Annotated in this window: 15 protein-coding genes; 8 read left to right on the forward strand and 7 right to left on the reverse strand. The window is 71.1% G+C overall.

The genetic code is table 11. The features are described 5' to 3' along the window. Positions 1–18: 18 nt before the first annotated feature. Positions 19–621, forward strand: coding sequence for a hypothetical protein (locus AB0D74_RS33230; RefSeq protein ID WP_362595232.1), 603 nt, complete (start codon positions 19–21; stop codon positions 619–621). Between the two features lie 21 nt (positions 622–642). Here AB0D74_RS33230 and AB0D74_RS33235 read toward each other — a convergent pair whose 3' ends face one another. From AB0D74_RS33235 to rhaI, 7 genes are all read right to left on the reverse strand, one after another. Beyond that, positions 643–1,797 carry a betaine/proline/choline family ABC transporter ATP-binding protein gene (locus AB0D74_RS33235; RefSeq protein ID WP_362595234.1) on the reverse strand — a complete coding sequence of 385 codons (1,155 nt, stop codon included), beginning with the start codon at positions 1,795–1,797 and terminating at the stop codon, positions 643–645. Positions 1,798–1,819: 22 nt separating this feature from the next. Further along, positions 1,820–2,488 carry a lactate utilization protein C gene (locus tag AB0D74_RS33240; RefSeq protein ID WP_362595236.1) on the reverse strand — a complete coding sequence of 223 codons (669 nt, stop codon included), beginning with the start codon at positions 2,486–2,488 and terminating at the stop codon, positions 1,820–1,822. After that, positions 2,485–3,987, reverse strand: coding sequence for a LutB/LldF family L-lactate oxidation iron-sulfur protein (locus tag AB0D74_RS33245; RefSeq protein WP_362595238.1), 1,503 nt, complete (start codon positions 3,985–3,987; stop codon positions 2,485–2,487). Before AB0D74_RS33245 ends, AB0D74_RS33240 begins: the two co-directional genes overlap by 4 nt. After that, positions 3,984–4,739: a (Fe-S)-binding protein gene (locus tag AB0D74_RS33250; RefSeq protein WP_362595240.1), complete on the reverse strand. Its 756-nt coding sequence runs from the start codon at positions 4,737–4,739 to the stop codon at positions 3,984–3,986. Before AB0D74_RS33250 ends, AB0D74_RS33245 begins: the two co-directional genes overlap by 4 nt. 129 nt (positions 4,740–4,868) lie before the next feature. Next, entirely contained in the window at positions 4,869–6,314 is a 1,446-nt protein-coding gene (locus tag AB0D74_RS33255) for a rhamnulokinase family protein (protein WP_362595242.1), read from the reverse strand. After that, a complete protein-coding gene (locus AB0D74_RS33260; protein ID WP_362595244.1) occupies positions 6,311–8,350 on the reverse strand; it encodes a bifunctional aldolase/short-chain dehydrogenase in 2,040 nt (679 codons plus the stop codon). The genes AB0D74_RS33255 and AB0D74_RS33260 overlap by 4 nt, the downstream gene beginning before the upstream one ends. Positions 8,351–8,469: 119 nt before the next feature. Next, on the reverse strand, positions 8,470–9,639 hold the full coding sequence (gene rhaI, locus AB0D74_RS33265; protein ID WP_362595246.1) for an L-rhamnose isomerase: 1,170 nt from the start codon (positions 9,637–9,639) through the stop codon (positions 8,470–8,472). 255 nt (positions 9,640–9,894) lie between these two features. Here rhaI and AB0D74_RS33270 point away from each other — a divergent pair, with 255 nt between their 5' ends. The 7 genes from AB0D74_RS33270 to AB0D74_RS33300 all read left to right on the forward strand — a co-directional run bounded on the left by AB0D74_RS33270 (position 9,895) and on the right by AB0D74_RS33300 (position 17,525). Next, positions 9,895–11,412, forward strand: coding sequence for a sugar ABC transporter ATP-binding protein (locus AB0D74_RS33270; RefSeq protein ID WP_362595248.1), 1,518 nt, complete (start codon positions 9,895–9,897; stop codon positions 11,410–11,412). Continuing rightward, the gene (locus AB0D74_RS33275) at positions 11,409–12,449 is read left to right on the forward strand and encodes an ABC transporter permease (RefSeq protein ID WP_362595250.1); all 1,041 of its coding nucleotides are present in this window, start codon (positions 11,409–11,411) and stop codon (positions 12,447–12,449) included. Before AB0D74_RS33270 ends, AB0D74_RS33275 begins: the two co-directional genes overlap by 4 nt. Next, positions 12,442–13,419: an ABC transporter permease gene (locus AB0D74_RS33280; RefSeq protein WP_362595252.1), complete on the forward strand. Its 978-nt coding sequence runs from the start codon at positions 12,442–12,444 to the stop codon at positions 13,417–13,419. Before AB0D74_RS33275 ends, AB0D74_RS33280 begins: the two co-directional genes overlap by 8 nt. Positions 13,420–13,535: 116 nt before the next feature. Continuing rightward, positions 13,536–14,618 (forward strand): rhamnose ABC transporter substrate-binding protein, encoded by a 1,083-nt coding sequence (gene rhaS / locus AB0D74_RS33285; protein ID WP_362595254.1) that lies wholly within the window; start codon positions 13,536–13,538, stop codon positions 14,616–14,618. Positions 14,619–14,634: 16 nt separating this feature from the next. Beyond that, positions 14,635–14,955 carry an L-rhamnose mutarotase gene (locus AB0D74_RS33290; RefSeq protein ID WP_362595256.1) on the forward strand — a complete coding sequence of 107 codons (321 nt, stop codon included), beginning with the start codon at positions 14,635–14,637 and terminating at the stop codon, positions 14,953–14,955. 19 nt (positions 14,956–14,974) lie between these two features. Next, entirely contained in the window at positions 14,975–16,399 is a 1,425-nt protein-coding gene (locus AB0D74_RS33295) for a BNR repeat-containing protein (protein ID WP_362595258.1), read from the forward strand. Between the two features lie 100 nt (positions 16,400–16,499). Then, a complete protein-coding gene (locus AB0D74_RS33300) occupies positions 16,500–17,525 on the forward strand; it encodes a LacI family DNA-binding transcriptional regulator (RefSeq protein WP_362595260.1) in 1,026 nt (341 codons plus the stop codon). The last annotated feature ends 22 nt before the right edge of the window (positions 17,526–17,547 follow it).

Genomic DNA, 17,547 nt, shown 5'->3' on the forward strand with positions numbered 1-17,547 from the left:
GGGCGGTACGTTCGGGGCATGGGGATCTATCTGGTGAGTGTCGGCGCGCAGGAGTGGCTCGACGGCGACGGCGACGAGGACGAGGGCGGCAAGGGCGCCCTCGCCGCGGCCCTCGACGAGGAGCTGCGACGGCGCGGACTGGCGCCGTACGAGTCGGTGCCCGAGGCAGCCGCCTTCGTGCGCGGCTCGGGGCTGTCGTTCGAGGAGAAGCTGGTGCCGTCCATGGCCGGGTTCACCGCGCTGTGCCAGGAGCATCTCGCGCCGCGCGAGACGGAGCTGCTGCTGGGCTGGTCGGTGCTGGTGCCGCTCTCCCTCGACGAGGAGATCAGGCTGCCGCTGAGCTCCGCCTACGACGACGAGACGGTGGTCGCCGGTGCCCCCGAGGTGCTCGCCCTCGCACAGCGGCTGGCGGCGGTGATCGGGCTGCCCGTCGAGGCGATACCACAGGCCTGCGACAACCTCGACCTGACCATGTGGTTCCTGGAAGGGCAGGCGAAGGAGACGGCCGAGTCCCGGCCCGGCCCGTGGGGCGAGGACCTGGACACCGCCTTCTACGTCGCGCTGTACCTGCGGGCCGCCCAGCACTCGCTGCGCCGCGGCTGCCCCATGACGTACTGCTGACGGACGCCGCCCCCCTGCCGGTCAGGCGTCGGAGACCGAGTCGAACGGCACCTGGCCCCGGGAGACGCCGCGCGCCTCCGCGTCCACCGAGCGGCGCAGCGCCTCATGCAGCTTGGCCGGGGTGAGCACGCCGAGGAAGCGCGAACCGTCCAGCACCGCGACCCACCCGGCGTCGTGCTGGAGCATCACACCGAACGCCTGCTTCAGCGGGGCACCCACCGGTACCCAGGCGGTCATCCGGTGGGCGAGTCCGTCGATCGTGCCGCCCGCGGCCAGCTCGTCCCGGCCGACCCAGCCGTGCAGGTCGCCGTGGGTGTCCAGGACCACCGCCCACCGGGCGCCCTCCGCCCGCAGCCGTGCGGCGGCGCTCTCGGCGGACTCGCCCAGGCGGGCGACCGGCGGCTGCTCCAGGTCGTCCGGCTCGATGTCGGTCACCGACAGCCGCTTCAGCCCGCGGTCCGCGCCCACGAACCCGGCCACGTACGGCGTGGCCGGCCGGCCCAGCACCGTACCCGGGGTGTCGAACTGCTCGATCCGCCCCTGCCCGTACACCGCGATCCGGTCGCCGAGCCGCACCGCCTCCTCGATGTCGTGCGTGACCAGCAGCACGGTCTTGCGCACGGCGGCCTGCATCCGGAGGAACTCGTCCTGCAACTGCTCGCGCACCACCGGGTCGACCGCGCCGAACGGCTCGTCCATCAGCAGCACCGGGGGATCGGCGGCGAGCGCCCGGGCCACGCCGACGCGCTGCCGCTGGCCGCCGGAGAGCTGGTCCGGGTAGCGCCGTCCGTACGTCTTCGGGTCCAGGCCGACGAGGTCGAGCAGTTCGGCGGCCCGTGCCCGCGCCGCGGCCCGTTTCCAGCCGAGCAGCGCCGGGACGGTCGCGGTGTTGTCGAGGATCGTACGGTGCGGGAACAGGCCCACCTGCTGGATGACATAGCCGATCCGGCGCCGCAGCCGCACCGGATCGGCCCCCGCGACGTCCTCGCCGTCGACGAGGATCCGGCCCGAGGTCGGTTCGATGAGCCGGTTGACCATCATCATCGTCGTGGTCTTGCCGCAGCCGGAGGGGCCGACGAGCGTGACGAGTTCGCCCTCGGCCACCTCGAAGGAGAGGCCGTCCACCGCGGTCGTCCCGTCCGCGTACCGCTTGGTGACCTGCTCGAACCGGATCATTCCCTCACGTTAACCGCGCCCGTCACGAATCGCCCGTGCTCGCCTCCGGGCCCGGCCGGTCGCCGCCGACGAGCACCACCTCCAGGGTGCGCGGACCGTGCACCCCCTCGACCCGGTCCAGCTCGATGTCACTGGTGGCCGACGGACCGGAGATCCAGGTCAACGGGCGGGCCGGATCGAGCCGTTCGAGGGCCTGGGGCACGGACGACACGACCTGCTCCGGGACCCGTACGACACAGATGTGGTGGTCGGGGACGAGGGTGAGCCGGCGGCGGCCCTGCTCGGGGCCGCCGTCCAGCACGATCGTGCCGGTCTCGGCGATCGCCACCGCACAGCCGGTGACCACGCTGCCGACCCGGTCCAGTTCGTGCGGGGTGCTCCCGGCGCTGTCCGCGACCTGCTCGGCCCCGGTCGCCGCGAGCCACTCCGGGGGGAGTCCGGTGGGCACGGCCACCGTCCCCGAACCACGCTCGGCGACCAACCGCCCGATCGTGGCGGCCAGTTCGGCCTCCGTGCAGCGGTGCACGAGCGCCCGGTAGTCCGCCAGGTTCTCGGCGAGGAGGTCCACCGTCTCCGCGACGCCGCGCTGCCCGTGCTCGCGCAGGTACGCCCGCTCGACCGGCGTGTCCTCGTCCCGTACCCCGTCCAGCGCCCGCCGCACCCGGCCCAGGATCCGCTCCCTGCTGCTCACTTGGCTCCGCCCTTTCCGCCGCCGGTCCGCTGCCACCAGTCCCGGAACGGCTCCGCCGGCACGGCGGGCAGGTCCCGGGTCCCGGTCCACGCCCGGCCGGGGCCCGGCAGCGTACGGGGATGCAGGCGGCGGCTGCGGGACGCGAGCCGCTGGCCGGTGCGCAGCGCGGCCGGGTGGGAGAACGCCCAGCGGGCCGCCCGCATCGCCGCCCGCTCGGCCGCGTGCCCCTTGGCCGGCTTGAGCAGCACCTTGTTGCCGTTCCGGACCGCCTCGCCGCCCTCGACGACCCGTTCGCGCAGGTGCACCAGCACCTCGGGGATGTCGATGGCGACAGGGCAGACCTCGTAGCAGGCGCCGCACAGTGACGAGGCGTACGGCAGGGAGGCGTCGATCTCGCTGGCGGTGCCGCGCAGCTGGGGGCTGAGGATGGCGCCGATCGGGCCCGGGTAGACCGAGCCGTAGGCGTGGCCGCCGGCCCGCTCGTACACCGGGCAGACGTTCAGGCAGGCGGAGCAGCGGATGCAGCGCAGGGCCTGGCGGCCCACCTCGTCGGCGAGGGTGTCGGTGCGGCCGTTGTCGAGCAGGACCAGGTGGAAGGTCTGCGGGCCGTCGCCGTCGGTGGTCCCGGTCCAGGTGGAGGTGTACGGGTTCATCCGCTCGGCGGTGGAGGAGCGGGGGAGGGTCTGCAGGAAGACCTCCAGGTCCCGCCAGCTCGGCACGGTCTTCTCGATGCCGACGACCGAGATCAGCGTCTCGGGGAGGGTGAGGCACATCCGGCCGTTGCCCTCGGACTCCACGACGACCAGGGTGCCGGTCTCGGCGACCATGAAGTTGGCGCCGGAGATGCCGACCTTCGCGCGCAGGAACTTCTCCCGGAGGTGGAGCCGGGCCGCCTCCGCGAGTTCGGCCGGGGTGTCGGTGAGACCCTCGGGGGCCGGGCGCCCCCACTCGCCCATCTCCCTGCGGAAGATGTCCCTGATCTCACCCCGGTTGCGGTGGATGGCGGGGACCAGGATGTGCGAGGGCCGGTCGTGGCCCAACTGCACGATCAGCTCGGCGAGATCGGTCTCGTAGGCCCGGATGCCCGCGGCCTCCAGCGCCTCGTTCAGGCCGATCTCCTGGGTGGCCATCGACTTGACCTTCACGACCTCCGACTCGCCGGTCGCCCTGACCAGTTCGGTGACGATCCGGTTCGCCTCGTCGGCGTCGGCGGCCCAGTGGACCGTACCGCCCGCCGCCGTCACCGCCTCCTCCAACTGGACCAGATAGCGGTCGAGATGACGGAGCGTGTGGTCCTTGATCTGCTTGCCCGCCTCGCGCAGCGCGGCCCAGTCGGACACCTCGGCGACCGCCCTGGCCCGCTTGGCGCGGATGGTGTGCGTGGCGTGGCGCAGGTTCCCGCGCAGGGTGGGGTTGTTGACGGCTTCGTGCGCGGCGGCCGGGAAGGCCGGGTGGGTGGGTGGGGGAAACACAGGCATCCCCAGATACGTCCCGCTCATACGGCCGGGTCCTCCTCCGTGCTGGCCAGGATCTCCGCGATGTGCACCGGCCGCAGCGCGCTGCCGAGCCGGGTCATGGTGCCGCCGATGTGCATCAGACAGGAGTTGTCGGCCGCGCACAGCACCTCGGCGCCGGTCGACTCGGCGTTGCGCACCTTGTCCGTACCCATCGCCGCCGACACGTCGGGGTTCTTCACCGCGAACGTGCCGCCGAACCCGCAGCACTCCTCGGCGCCCGGCAGCTCCACCAGCTCCAGCCCCTTCACGGCCTGGAGGAGACGGCGGGGGCGGTCGGCGAGCCCCAGACTCCGCAACCCGTGGCAGGTCGGGTGGTATGTCACATGGTGCGGATAATATGCCCCGACGTCCGTCACCCCCAGGACGTCCACCAGGAACTCCGTCAGCTCGTACGTCTTCGGCACCACCGGCGCCAGCGCCGCGGCCAGCCCGCCCCCGCGCCCCTCCGCCCGCGCCCGGTCGCCCATCCTCGGATACAGCTCCCGCACCATCGCCCCGCACGACCCGGACGGAGTCACGATCGCCTCGTACTCACCGAATACATCGGAGAAATGCCGGGCCAGCGGCTCCGCCTCATGCCGGTAGCCGGTGTTGTAGTGGGCCTGCCCGCAGCAGGTCTGCGCCATCGGGAAATCGACCTCGACGCCCAGCCTGGTCAGGAGTTTCACCACGGCGCGGCCGGTGTCCGGATAGAGCGTGTCGTTGACGCAGGTCAGGAAGAGAGCGACACGCATCGCGGCTCCTAGAGGTCGATCATCGGATGAGTGCAGGGTAGTGGGCCGGTGAGATCAGCGGGAGACCCGGTGTCGGTACGGCGGGTCGGGGGAGAGAGGGGGCGTCACCGATCGACCGGTGACGCCTCCTCAGCGGGTGGCCAGCCGCGCCTCGGCCGCCTCCCAGCGGGCGGTGCCGCCGCGTGGCGCGTACCGGGTCAGCGGCTGGGTGCGGGTGAGCAGGCTCCGCATGTCGGCCAGATCGCCGACGACCCCGTGCGCACGAGCCTGGGCCAGCGTGTTCCCGAGGGCCGCCGCCTCGGCCGGCCCCGCCACCACCGGCAGCCCGCAGGCGTCGGCGGTGAGCCGGCAGAGCAGCGCGTTGCGGGTGCCGCCACCCACCACGTACACCGTGTCCACCGGATGGTCGGCGAGCCGCTGCGCCTCGGCGACCGCCCGCCGGTGCGCCAGCGCCAGCGAGTCGAGGATGCACCGGGTGATCTCGCCGGGCGTCCGCGGCACCGGCTGCCCGGAGGCCCGGCACGCCTCGGCGATCCGCTCCGGCATCCGCCCGGGTGCCAGGAACCCGGCGTCCCCCGCGTCCACCACCGAGCGCAGCGCCGGCACGCCGGCCGCCTCCCGCAGCAGCTCGCCCAGGTCCGGGTCGCCCCAGGCCCGTACGCACTCCTGGAGCAGCCACAGTCCCATGATGTTGCGCAGATAGCGGACCGTGCCGTCGAGCCCCAGTTCGTTGGTGAAGTTGGCGGCCCGGCTCTCCTCGGTCAGCACGGGCTCCGTCAGTTCGAGCCCGGCCAGCGACCAGGTACCGGTGCAGATGTAGGCGAACCGTTCGCCGAGCGCCGGTACGGCGGCCACCGCCGACGCCGTGTCGTGCGAGCCGACCGCGGTCACCGGCACCGGCCCGGTCAGCCCTGTCTCCTCCAGCACCTCGGGCCGCAGCACCCCGGCGGGATCCCCGGGCCGCCGCAGCGGAGCGAACAGCCCGAGGTCGATCCCCAGCCGGTCCGCCACCTCGTACGACCAGTCGCGCGTCCGGGGGTCGATCAGCTGGGTGGTGGAGGCGTTGGTCAGCTCGGTGCCCTGCTCGCCCGTCAGCCAGTACGACAGCAGGTCGGGGACGAGCAACAGCCGCTCGGCGTGCGCGAACCGGGCCGTGGACCGCGCGGCCACCAGTTGGTAGACGGTGTTGAAGGGCGCGTACTGGAGCCCGGTGCGGGCGTACAGCTCCGCCGCCGGCAGGGTCGCCCACACCTTCTCGGCGACACCCTCGGTCCGCGCGTCCCGGTAGTGCACCGGGTTGCCGAGCAGCGCCCCGTCGGCGTCCAGCAGCCCGTAGTCGACGGCCCAGCTGTCGATGCCGACGGAGTCCACCCGGCCTGCCGCACGGAGCCCCTCCAACACCCCGGCGTACAGGGCGAGTACGTCCCACCGCAGCCCCTCGGGCACCCGCACGGGCCGGTTCGCGAACCGGTGCGCCTCGGTCAGCTCCAGCGAGTCCGGACCCACCCGGCCGACCATGACCCGCCCGCTGGACGCGCCGAGGTCGACCGCGGCGTAGGACCTGGGCGCGGTCATCGCAGGAACGCGGCTGCCACACCCGCGTCGACGGGCACGTGCAGCCCGGTGGTGTGGGTGAGTTCGCCACCCGTCAGCGCGAACACCGCGTTCGCCACGTGCTCGGGCAGCACCTCGCGCTTGAGGATGGTCCGCTGCGCGTAGAACTCGCCCAGCTTGGACTCCTCCACCCCGTACACGGCGGCCCGTTGGGCGCCCCACCCGCCGGCGAAGATCCCCGACCCCCGCACCACGCCGTCCGGGTTGACCCCGTTGACACGGATGCCGTGCTCGCCCAGCTCGGCGGCGAGCAACCGCACCTGATGCGCCTGGTCGGCCTTGGTCGCGGAGTAGGCGATGTTGTTGGGACCGGCGAACACGGCGTTCTTCGAGGCGATGTAGACGATGTCCCCGCCCAGACCCTGGGCGATCATCACCCGCGCGGCCTCCCGCGACACGAGGAAAGACCCGCGGGCCATGATGTCGTGCTGGAGGTCCCAGTCGCGCGCCGAAGTCTCCAGCAGCGGCTTGGAGATGGAGATCCCGGCGTTGTTGACGACGAGATCGACCCCGCCGAAGGCGAGCGCGGCGGCCTGGAACGCCTCCGCGATCTGCTCCTCGGAGGTCACGTCCACGGTGACCGCGACGGCCTGGTCGGCCCCGCCGAGCTCTTCCGCCACGGCGGTCGCGCCCTCGGCGTTGAGGTCGGCGACGACGACACAGGCCCCCTCGGCCGCCAGCCGGTGCGCGATGGCCCTGCCGATCCCGCTGCCGGCGCCCGTCACCAGCGCCACCCGGGTCGCCAGCGCCTTCGGCCTCGGCATCCGCTGGAGCTTGGCCTCCTCTAGGGCCCAGTACTCGATCCGGAACTTCTCCGACTCCTCGATCGGCGCATACGCCGACACCGCCTCGGCACCGCGCATCACATTGATCGCGTTGACGTAGAACTCACCCGCGACCCGGGCGGTCTGCTTGTCCTTGCCGAAGCTGAACATGCCGACGCCCGGCACGAGCACGATCGCCGGGTCGGCGCCGCGCATGGCGGGGGAGTCGGGCAGGGCGTGCCGCCGGTAGTAGGCGGCGTACTCCTCGCGGTACCCGGCGTGCAGCTCGCGCAGCCGCACCACGGCTTCCTCCACCGGCACGGCCGGCGGCAGGTCGAGCACGAGCGGCCGTACCTTCGTCCGCAGGAAGTGGTCGGGGCAGGAGGTGCCCAGTGCGGCGAGCCGCGGGTGCTCGGCCCGCGCCAGGAAGTCGAGGACGACGTCGGAGTCGGTGAAGTGCCCGACCTGCGCCCGGTCCTGGGAGGCGAGCGCCCGGACGTACGGCGCGAGGGCCGCGGCCCGCTCCCGCCGCTCGGCCTCCGGCAGCGCGCCGTACCCCTCGACGACGGGCCCGAAGGGTTCCGCCTTCCCGCGCTCCGCCAGGAACTTCTCGGCGGAGCGGATGATGTGCAGCGAGTTCCGCTCGCACTCCTCGGAGCTGTCGCCCCAGGCGGTGATGCCGTGCCCGCCGAGGATGCACCCGATCGCCTGCGGGTTGGCGGCCTTGACCGCGGCGATGTCCAGACCGAGCTGGAACCCCGGCCGCCGCCACGGCACCCACACCACGCTGTCCCCGAAACACTCGGCGGTGAGCTTCTCCCCGTCGGCGGCACAGGCCAGCGCGATCCCGGAGTCCGGGTGCAGATGATCCACGTGCGGGGCGTCGACGAGCCCGTGCATGGCGGTGTCGATGGAGGGCGCGGCCCCGCCCTTGCCGTGCAGGCAGTACTCGAAGGCGCCGACCATCTCGTCCTCGCGCTCGACCCCCGGGTAGACCCCGGTGAGCGCCCGGAGCCGGTCCAGCCGCAGCACGGCGAGCCCGCCCTCGGTGAGGGTGCCCAGGTCACCGCCGGACCCCTTCACCCACATCAGCTCGACGTCCCCGCCGGTGACAGGGTCGGTTGCGGTGCCCTTGGCGGACGTGTTCCCGCCGGCGTAGTTGGTGTTCCGCGGATCGGCACCGAGCCGATGGGACCGGGCGAGAAGAGCGGCGGCTTCGGGATGGGTGGTCATGAAGGTCCTCGACTTCTTGAACGTACGGGGGAATGGTGCGCCCCTTCAGGGGCGCGGGGAACTGCGCGGCCAGCCACAACCGGCCCGCAGCCCGCGACGAAACACCTCAGCGCAGACGCTTACGCTCCCCACCCCGCCTGCTGCCCTCCCACCCGCTCAGCAACGATCTTCTCGGCCCACCCCGACCGCCGGTACGCCGCGAGAGGGTCGGTGTCCAACCCCATCTCGGCCCTGACCTCCCGCAACAACGGCCGCACATCCGTGTCGTATGCATCCATCAGCACCGCGTTCGCCGCCAGCACGTCCCCGGCGACCTGGGCCGCCGCCAACGCCCCCCGGTCCACCAGCAACGCCTTCGCCGTGGCCTCCTGCACGTTCATCACCGACCGGATGATCGCCGGGATCTTCGCCTCGATGTTGTGGCACTGGTCGAGCATGAAGGCCACGTCGGAGGTGAGCCCGCCCCCACGCACCACCTCGCACATGATCCGGAACAGCTGGAACGGGTCCGCGGCCCCCACCATGAGGTCGTCGTCCGCGTAGAACCGCGAGTTGAAGTCGAACCCGCCGAGCTTCTCCTCGCGCAGCAGCGTCGCGACGATGAACTCGATGTTCGTGCCCGGCGCGTGGTGCCCGGTGTCGACCACGACCTGCGCCTTCGGCCCCAGCTTCAGGCAGTGCGCGTAGGCCGTACCCCAGTCCGGCACGTCGGTCGTGTAGAAGGACGGCTCGAAGAGCTTGTACTCCAGCAGCATCCGCTGCCCCTCGCCGAGGCGCGCGTACACCTCCGCCAGGCCCTCCGCCAGCCGGTCCTGCCGGGAGCGGATGTCGTCCTGCCCGGGATAGTTCGTGCCGTCCGCGAACCACAGCTTCAGGTCCCGCGACCCCGTCGCGTCCATGATGTCGACGCACTCGAGGAGATGGCCGACGGCCTTCCGGCGCACCGCCGCGTCCGGGTGGCAGATGCTGCCCAGCTTGTAGTCGTCGTCCTGGAACGTGTTGGAGTTGATCGCGCCCAGCCGCAGCCCGCGCTCCTCGGCGTGCTTGGACAGGTCCGCGTATCCGTCGGAGCCGTCCATCCTGTCCCAGGGGATGTGCAGCGCCACCGTCGGCGCCACCCCGGTCACCGCGTGGACCTGCGCCGCGTCGTCCAGCTTCTCCTTCGGCGAGCGCGGCACGCCCTGCTGGGCGAACACCTTGAAACGGGTCCCCGAGTTTCCGTACGCCCACGACGGCGTCTCGACGGCCTGGGTCTTCAGCGCGGCCTTCACCGCGACGAGGTCGGTCACTTAGGGACTCCCGGAGTGAATGATGAAACGATTCAGAACGGCAAAGTATGAGTCCGTCGAGGGGGTGTCAAGCTCTCCGGCCAACCCTGTTTTCCGTGACTCCGCCGTGACCTTAGGCTATCGAAATTTTTTCGACACGGACCCATTGACGTGACATGCCCGTGGTGCCTACGGTCCCGGCAATCCAGTTGAAACCTTTCACGACGCCGTGAGGTCCGGTGCCCACCGGCTCGCCGGTGTCGTCGAGGAGCCCTCATGACCCACCCGTCCGACACGGGACCGGCCCCGGTGCTGGCGCTGAAGGACGTCTCCAAGTCCTTCGGCGCCGTGCGCGCCCTGCGGGACGTCTCCCTGGAGCTGTTCCCCGGCGAGGTGCACGCCCTCGCCGGGGAGAACGGCGCGGGCAAGTCGACGCTGATCAAGACTCTCGCCGGAGTGCACCGACCGGACACCGGACAGGTGCTGCTCGACGGCGGGCCCGTCGTCTTCCACGGCCCCGGCGACGCCCGCGACGCCGGAATCGCCGTGATCTACCAGGAGCCCACGCTCTTTCCCGACCTGTCGATCGCCGAGAACATCTTCATGGGCCGGCAACCCCGGCGCGCGCTCGGCCGGATCGACCACAAGGCCACCCGGGCGGCCACCGCCGCCCTGATGAAGCGGCTCGGCGTCGCCCTCGACCCCGACCGCCCCGCCCGCGGCCTGTCCATCGCCGACCAGCAGATCGTGGAGATCGCCAAGGCGCTCTCCTTCGACGCCCGGGTCCTGATCATGGACGAGCCGACGGCCGCCCTCACCGGCAGCGAGGTGGCCCGCCTCTTCGGCGTGGTCCGCACCCTGCGCGACCAGGGCGCCGCCGTGCTGTTCATCTCGCACCGCCTGGAGGAGATCTTCCAGATCTGCCGGCGCGTCACCACCCTCCGGGACGGCGCCTGGATCTCCAGCGAGCTCGTCGAGGGCATGACCGAGGACGACCTGGTACGCCGGATGGTCGGCCGGGACCTGGACGAGCTGTATCCCAAGCAGGACGTCCGCCCCGGCGAAGTCGCCCTGAGCGTACGGCGGCTGACCCGCGAGGGCGTCTTCACGGACGTCTCCTTCGAGGTCCGGTCGGGCGAGATCGTCGGCCTCGCCGGTCTGGTCGGCGCCGGCCGCACCGAGGTCGCCCGCGCCGTCTTCGGCGTCGACCGCTGGGACGCCGGTGAAGTCGAGGTCAGGGGACGGAAACTGACCAACGGCGCACCCTCCGTCGCGATGTCCGCCGGCCTCGCCCTCGTCCCCGAGGACCGGCGCGCCCAGGGCCTCGTGATGGACATGTCCATCGAGCGGAACATCGGCCTGACCGGACTGCGGACGACCGTCAGGGCGGGCCTCGTCGACCGGGGCGCCGAACGCAGCCGCTCCCTCGACTGGGCGGTCAGGCTCCAGGTGAAGTACGCCAGGATCGCCGACGCCGTCTCCACCCTCTCCGGCGGCAACCAGCAGAAGGTCGTCCTCGCCAAATGGCTGGCGACCGGGCCCAGGGTACTGATCGTCGACGAGCCGACCCGTGGCATCGACGTCGGCACGAAGGCCGAAGTCCACCGGCTCCTGGGCGAGTTGGCCGCCGACGGGGTCGCCGTCCTGATGATCTCCTCCGACCTGCCCGAGATCCTCGGCATGGCCGACCGCGTGCTGGTGATGCACGAGGGCCGGATCACCGCCGAGATCCCGCGCTCCGAAGCCAGCGAGGAAACCGTGATGGCCGCAGCCACGGGGAGGGCCGCCGCATGACGGTGACCACCTCCGAACCGACCCCCGTCGCCGAGACGCCCGAGTCCGCCGGGACCCGGCTCGTCGACCGCGTCTTCAAGATGCGCGAACTCGCCATCCTCGTCGTCTTCCTGGTGATGATCGCCGTCACCCAGGCCGGCAACAGCGAGTTCCTCTCCGAGCAGGGCATCAAGGACCTGCTGCTCAACGCCACCATCCTGGTGCTGGTCGCCACCGGCCAGTCCCTGGTGGTGATCACGAGGAACGTCGACCTGTCCGTCGGCTCCACCCTCGGCATCACCGCCTTCGCGGCCGGCGACTACCTGCACGGCGGCGGCAGCACGGTCGTCGCCATCCTGCTCGCCGTGCTCCTCGGCATCGGCTGCGGACTGCTCAACGGGCTGCTGGTCAGCCTCGGCCAGGTCCCCGCGCTCGTCGTCACCCTCGGCACGCTGTACATCATCCGGGGCGTCGACTCCATCTGGGTCGGCTCCCGGCAGATCACCGCCGCCGACCTCCCCGGCTCCTTCGTCGACTTCGGCTCCGGCGGCCTGGCGGCGATCCCCTGGCTGGCCCTGATCGCCCTCGCGGTGCTGGTCGCCACCGCCTACTACCTCAAACACTTCGGCAGCGGACGGGAGTTGTACGCCCTCGGCTCCAACCCCGAGGCCGCCCGGCTGGCCGGCATCCCGGTCCGCAAGCGGATCCTCACCGCGTACACCTGCTGCGGCGCCCTCGCGGGCCTCGCCGGGGCGATGTACCTGGCCCGGTTCGGGAACGTCGACTCCGGCACCGGCAACGGCTACGAACTGACCGTCGTCAGCGCCGTGGTGGTCGGCGGCGTCGTCTTCACCGGCGGCTCCGGCAGCGTGTACGGCGCCGCGCTGGGCGCTCTGCTGCTGACGTCCGTCAACAGCGTGCTGCCGGCCCTCGGGGTCAGCTCCGTGTGGGTCCTCGCCATCAACGGCTTCCTGCTGCTGCTCGCCATCGCCGTCGACCGGATCGTCGCGCTGCGGGTGGCCTCCGCCCTGAAGAAGAGGAGCACCCGCCATGCCTGACTCCCTGACCCGCGCGGTCCGCTGGGACACGGTCGTCGGCGCGCTGCTGATCGTCCTCCTGCTGCTGTCGTTCGGCTTCGTCGACGGCTTCGGGAACTCGCTCAACCTGTCGTTCCTGATCGGCAACACGCTGCCCATCGCGCTCATCGCGCTGCCGATGACCCTGCTGGTCGTCGCCGGCGAGATCGACCTCTCGGTCGCGTCGACCGCCGGGCTCTCGGGCGCCGTCATGGGCCGGCTGTGGAACGAGGGGATGGCGATCGAGACGATCATCCCGTTGTGCCTGCTGCTCGGTGTCCTGTGCGGGCTGGTCAACGGGCTGCTGGTGACCCGGCTGGGCCTGCCGTCGCTGGCCGTCACCATCGGCACGCTCGCGGCCTACCGGGGCATCGCCCAGATCGTGCTCGGCTCGGATGCCGTCACCGACTTCCCGACGCAGTACCTGGACTTCGCGGCGGGGCGGCTCGGCGGCACGTTCCTGCCGCGGGCGTTCCTGCCGTTCCTGGTGCTGCTGGCGATCGCCGTGGTGGTGCTGCACGCCACGCCGTTCGGGCGGTCGCTGTTCGCGGTGGGGGCGAGCGAGGAGGCGGCGCGGTTCGCGGGGATCCGCGTCAGGCGCAACAAGCTGATCCTGTTCGTCGCCACCGGGTTCATGGCCTCCCTGACGGGGATCTTCTGGGCCCTGCACTATGCGAGTGCGCGGTACGACAACGCCACGGGGCTCGAACTGAGCGTGGTGGCCGCGGTGTTGCTCGGGGGGATCGACTTCGACGGGGGCAAGGGCACGTTGGGCGGCGCGATCGCCGGGGTGTTCCTGCTCGGGGCGTTGCAGAACGTGATGAGCCTGCTCAATGTCTCCGCGCAGTCTCAGATCGTCGTGACCGGTGTGTTGCTTGTCGTCTCGGTGCTTGGGCCCCGGGTTGCCCGGCAGATCTCGCTTGCCCGGCACAGGGGTGCCAAGGCCGTGTGAATACTGCGGGCCGTGTGTGGCTGGTCGCGCCCGCGCGGCGGAGTCGCACATCCAACGCAGTCCCGCGCCCCCAAGAGGGGGCGCCTTCCAGAGCCGTTACTTCAAAAGGAACCGTCATGCGTAAGTCATCCCTCCGGCGTGCCTGTGTGACCCTCGCCGCCGTCTCCTCTCTCGCTCTCGCCGCCACCGCCTGTGGTGGTACCACCAAGAACAACTCCGGCAGTGACGAGACGTCGGCCGCGACCTCGACCGCCAAGGCCGATCCGAACGCCGCGCTGAAGAAGGGCCTCACGGTCGGGTTCCTGCCCAAGCAGGTCAACAACCCCTACTTCACCTCCGCCGACAAGGGCGGCGAGAAGGCGCTCACCGAGCTGGGCAGCAAGTACAAGGAGGTCGGGCCGTCCAGCGCGACGGACACCTCGGGGCAGGTGTCGTACGTCAACACGCTCACCCAGCAGCAGGTGAACGCGATGGCCGTGTCCGCGCAGGACCCGGGGGCGCTGTGCACCGCGCTGAAGCAGGCCATGAGCAGCGGGATCAAGGTCGTGACCTACGACTCCGACACCAACGCCGGCTGCCGCAACGCCTTCGTCTCGCAGGCCAGCGCCGAGGACCTCGGCCGTACCGAGGTGCAGCTGCTCGCCGAACAGATCGGGTACAAGGGCGAGATCGCGATCCTGAGCGCCGCGCAGACCGCGACCAACCAGAACACCTGGATCGGGTTCATGAAGGAGGAGCTGAAGGACCCGAAGTACAAGAACGTCAAGCTGGTCAAGGTCGCCTACGGCAACGACGACGCCCAGCAGTCCTTCCAGCAGACCCAGGGCCTGCTCCAGCAGTACCCGGACCTGAAGGGGATCATCTCCCCGACCACCGTAGGCATCAAGGCGGCGGCCCAGTACCTGTCCGGCTCCAAGTACAAGGGCAAGGTCAAGCTGACCGGCCTCGGCACGCCCAACGACATGCGCCAGTACGTGAAGAACGGCACCGTCGACGCCTTCGAGCTGTGGGACCCGGCCAAGCTCGGCGACCTCGCCGCCCGTACCGCCGTCGCGCTGGCCTCCGGGCAGATCACCGGCAAGGAGGGCGAGACCTTCAAGGCCGGCGACACCACGTACACCATCGACAAGGACGGCGTGATCAACCTCGGCAAGCCGACCGTGTTCGACGCGAAGAACATCGACCAGTTCAACTTCTAGCGCGGGAGCGGTACTTATGCAGCGCGTCTGTTTCCTCCTCAAGGTCCGGCAGGACCGCCTCGCCGAGTACCGCGCACGCCATGCCGCCGTGTGGCCGGAGATGCGCGAAGCGCTCTCCGCCACCGGCTGGCACAACTACTCGCTCTTCCTGCGCGACGACGGCCTGCTGGTCGGCTATCTGGAGACCGAGGACTTCGACGCCGCCCTCGCCGGCATGGAGGCCACCGAGGTCAACGCCCGCTGGCAGGCCGAGATGGGCCCCTTCTTCGAATCCCTCGACGGCGCCCGCCCCGACGAGGCGATGAAACCGCTCACCGAAGTGTTCCACCTCGCCTGAATCACGACAGGAGCCGCTCGTGAAAAGACGTACCGTGCTGGGGGCCGCCCTCCTCGGCGCCGTGGCCACCCCCGCCCTCGCCGCCGGCACCGCCCGCGCGGCCGACCCCGGACCTTCGGTGAACAAGCAGCAGACCACACAACTCGACGCCCAGGCCGTCTACTTCGTCTCCTACGACGGCCTGGTCAACAACAACTCCTTCCAGAAGAACGGCCTGTTCACCTACAAGGGCTACCAGTACGCCGGCTGGTACACCTCGACCGGTGCCGCGGTGATCGGGCGCCGGGTGCTCGGCGGTTCGTCCTGGTCGACCGTGACCCTCGCCCACCAGCTGAAGTCCAGCGACTCGCACAACGTCATCTCCATGGGCGTCTCGAAGGTCGACGGGCGGCTCCACATCAACATGGACTCGCACAGCGACGGCTTCTTCTACGTGAAGTCGGTCGCCGGGCTGCTGGACGATCCCGGCTCCACGGCCTGGACCTCGGGCGTCTTCGGCGCCGTACAGACCTCGCTCGACGGGGTGTCGCCGACCTCGCAGTTCACCTACCCGCAGTTCGTCTCCACGCCCGAGGGCAGGCTCCAGCTCAGCTACCGGGTGGGGATCTCCGGGAACGGCCGTAACGCCCTCGCGGAGTACGACGGTTCGAGCTGGACCGTGCTGGGGGAGTGGAGCAGCTCCACCGGGACGTACACGAGCACGCACGGGTCGTCGACGGCCCGCAACATGTACCTGCACGGCATCGACTACGACGTCGACGGGCGGCTGCACGCCTTCTTCACCTGGCGTGAGCAGTCGGCGGCCGTGATGTGCAACAGCGGGGGCATCACCAACCACGACACCGGCTACGTGTACTCCACCGACCGGGGCCGTACCTGGCGCAACGACGCCGGTGCCCTGGTCGCCACCACCGGCAGCGCGGACACCGTCGCCGTCGCCGACTCCGGGCTGGTCGTCGACTCGCTCAACCCGGACCACTCCCTGATGAACCAGGAGAGCCAGTGGACGGACTCCGCCGGCCTCCCGCACGCGATCATCAGCTATGTCCCCGGTCGCTTCGGCCAGTGCACCACGAACTACGTCAGCGACCGCACCGCCAACGGCCGCGCCTTCCATCTCCGCAAGAACTCCGCCGGCACCTGGCAGAAGACCGAGATCCCGGTCGCCCTGAACTCCAGTCAGCGCACCAAGCTGGTCCTGGACAGGTACGACAACGCCTACGCCGTCCTTCCCTACGGCAGGATCGCCGGGGCGTCCAAGGCCTCCGGTTACTCCGACTGGGCGTTGCTGTACGACGGCGGCGACCTGAACGCCTTCGGCGAGGTCGTCATCGACGAGCTGCGGGTCAAGGCCGACAACGTGCTGTCGTTCATGTACCAGGAGACGTCGAGCGGTACGACCCCCTCCGCGCTCCATGTCGTCGACTTCGCGCTGCCCGGCTGACCCGGACCGGTGTGCGAGTCATGCCGTAATGTGAAGTCCTTCCCGATGGGCCCTTCCGTGCTGTGAAGGCGCCGTCCATGTTTCCTGGAGGTCTCGACCGATGGCCCAGTCGGTGGGTATCAAGGACGTCGCCCGCGCCGCCGGAGTCTCGGTGGGCACGGTCTCGAACGTCATCAACCGCCCGGACACCGTCGCCGGCGAGACCCGGGCCCGGGTGCAGTCGGCGATCGACCGGCTCGGCTACGTCCGCAGCGAGTCCGCGCGCCAGCTGCGCGCGGGCCGCAGCCGGATCATGGGCCTGCTCGTCCTCGACATGGGCAACCCCTTCTTCGTGGACGTGGCCCGGGGCGCCGAGCGGGCGGCCCGGGACGCCGGGCTCGGCGTGATGGTCTGCAACAGCGCGCAGAACGCCGGCGAGGAGGCCGAGTACCTCTCGCTCTTCGCCGAGCAGCGGGTGCGGGGCGTCCTGCTGACCCCGGCGGACGCCACCGGCCGCAACATCGAGACCTTCCGCCGGCACGGCATCCCCTTCGTGCTGGTCGACCGGGTCGCCGAGGGCACCACGGAGTGCTCGGTCAGCGTCGACGACGTGGCGGGCGGGGCGCTGGCCGTGCGCCACCTGGTCGACGCCGGGCACCGCTCGATCGCGTACGTCAGCGGGCCGCCCGGGTTCAACCAGGTCCGGGACCGCCGCACCGGGGCCCTGAACGCCCTCGCCGAGGCCGGGCTCGGCCCCGACGCGCTGCGCGAGCTGCCGACCGAGCGGCTCGACGTGGCCGCCGGGCGGGACGCGGGTGCCCGCCTGCTCGGCCTGGCCGACCGGCCCACCGCCGTGTTCTGCGCCAACGACCTCCTCGCCCTGGGCGTCCTGCAGGCCATGTACGCGGCAGGGGTGGTCGTCCCGGACGACCTCGCGATCGTCGGCTACGACGACATCGAGTTCGCCGCCGCTGCCGCCGTACCGCTGACCTCGGTCCGCCAGCCCGCCGTCACCATGGGGGCCATGGCCGCGGACCTCCTCCTGGAGGAGACCGAGGAGCGGGACGGACAGTCGGCGCACGAGCACCGCCGGGTGGTGCTCCAGCCGGAACTGGTGGTGCGGCGCTCCAGCCTCGCCGGTCGCTGATCGGTTATTCAGTAACGATTTC

Origin of the sequence: Streptomyces sp. NPDC048278 (assembly GCF_040652195.1) — a bacterium.
Taxonomy (GTDB): Bacteria; Actinomycetota; Actinomycetes; order Streptomycetales; family Streptomycetaceae; genus Streptomyces.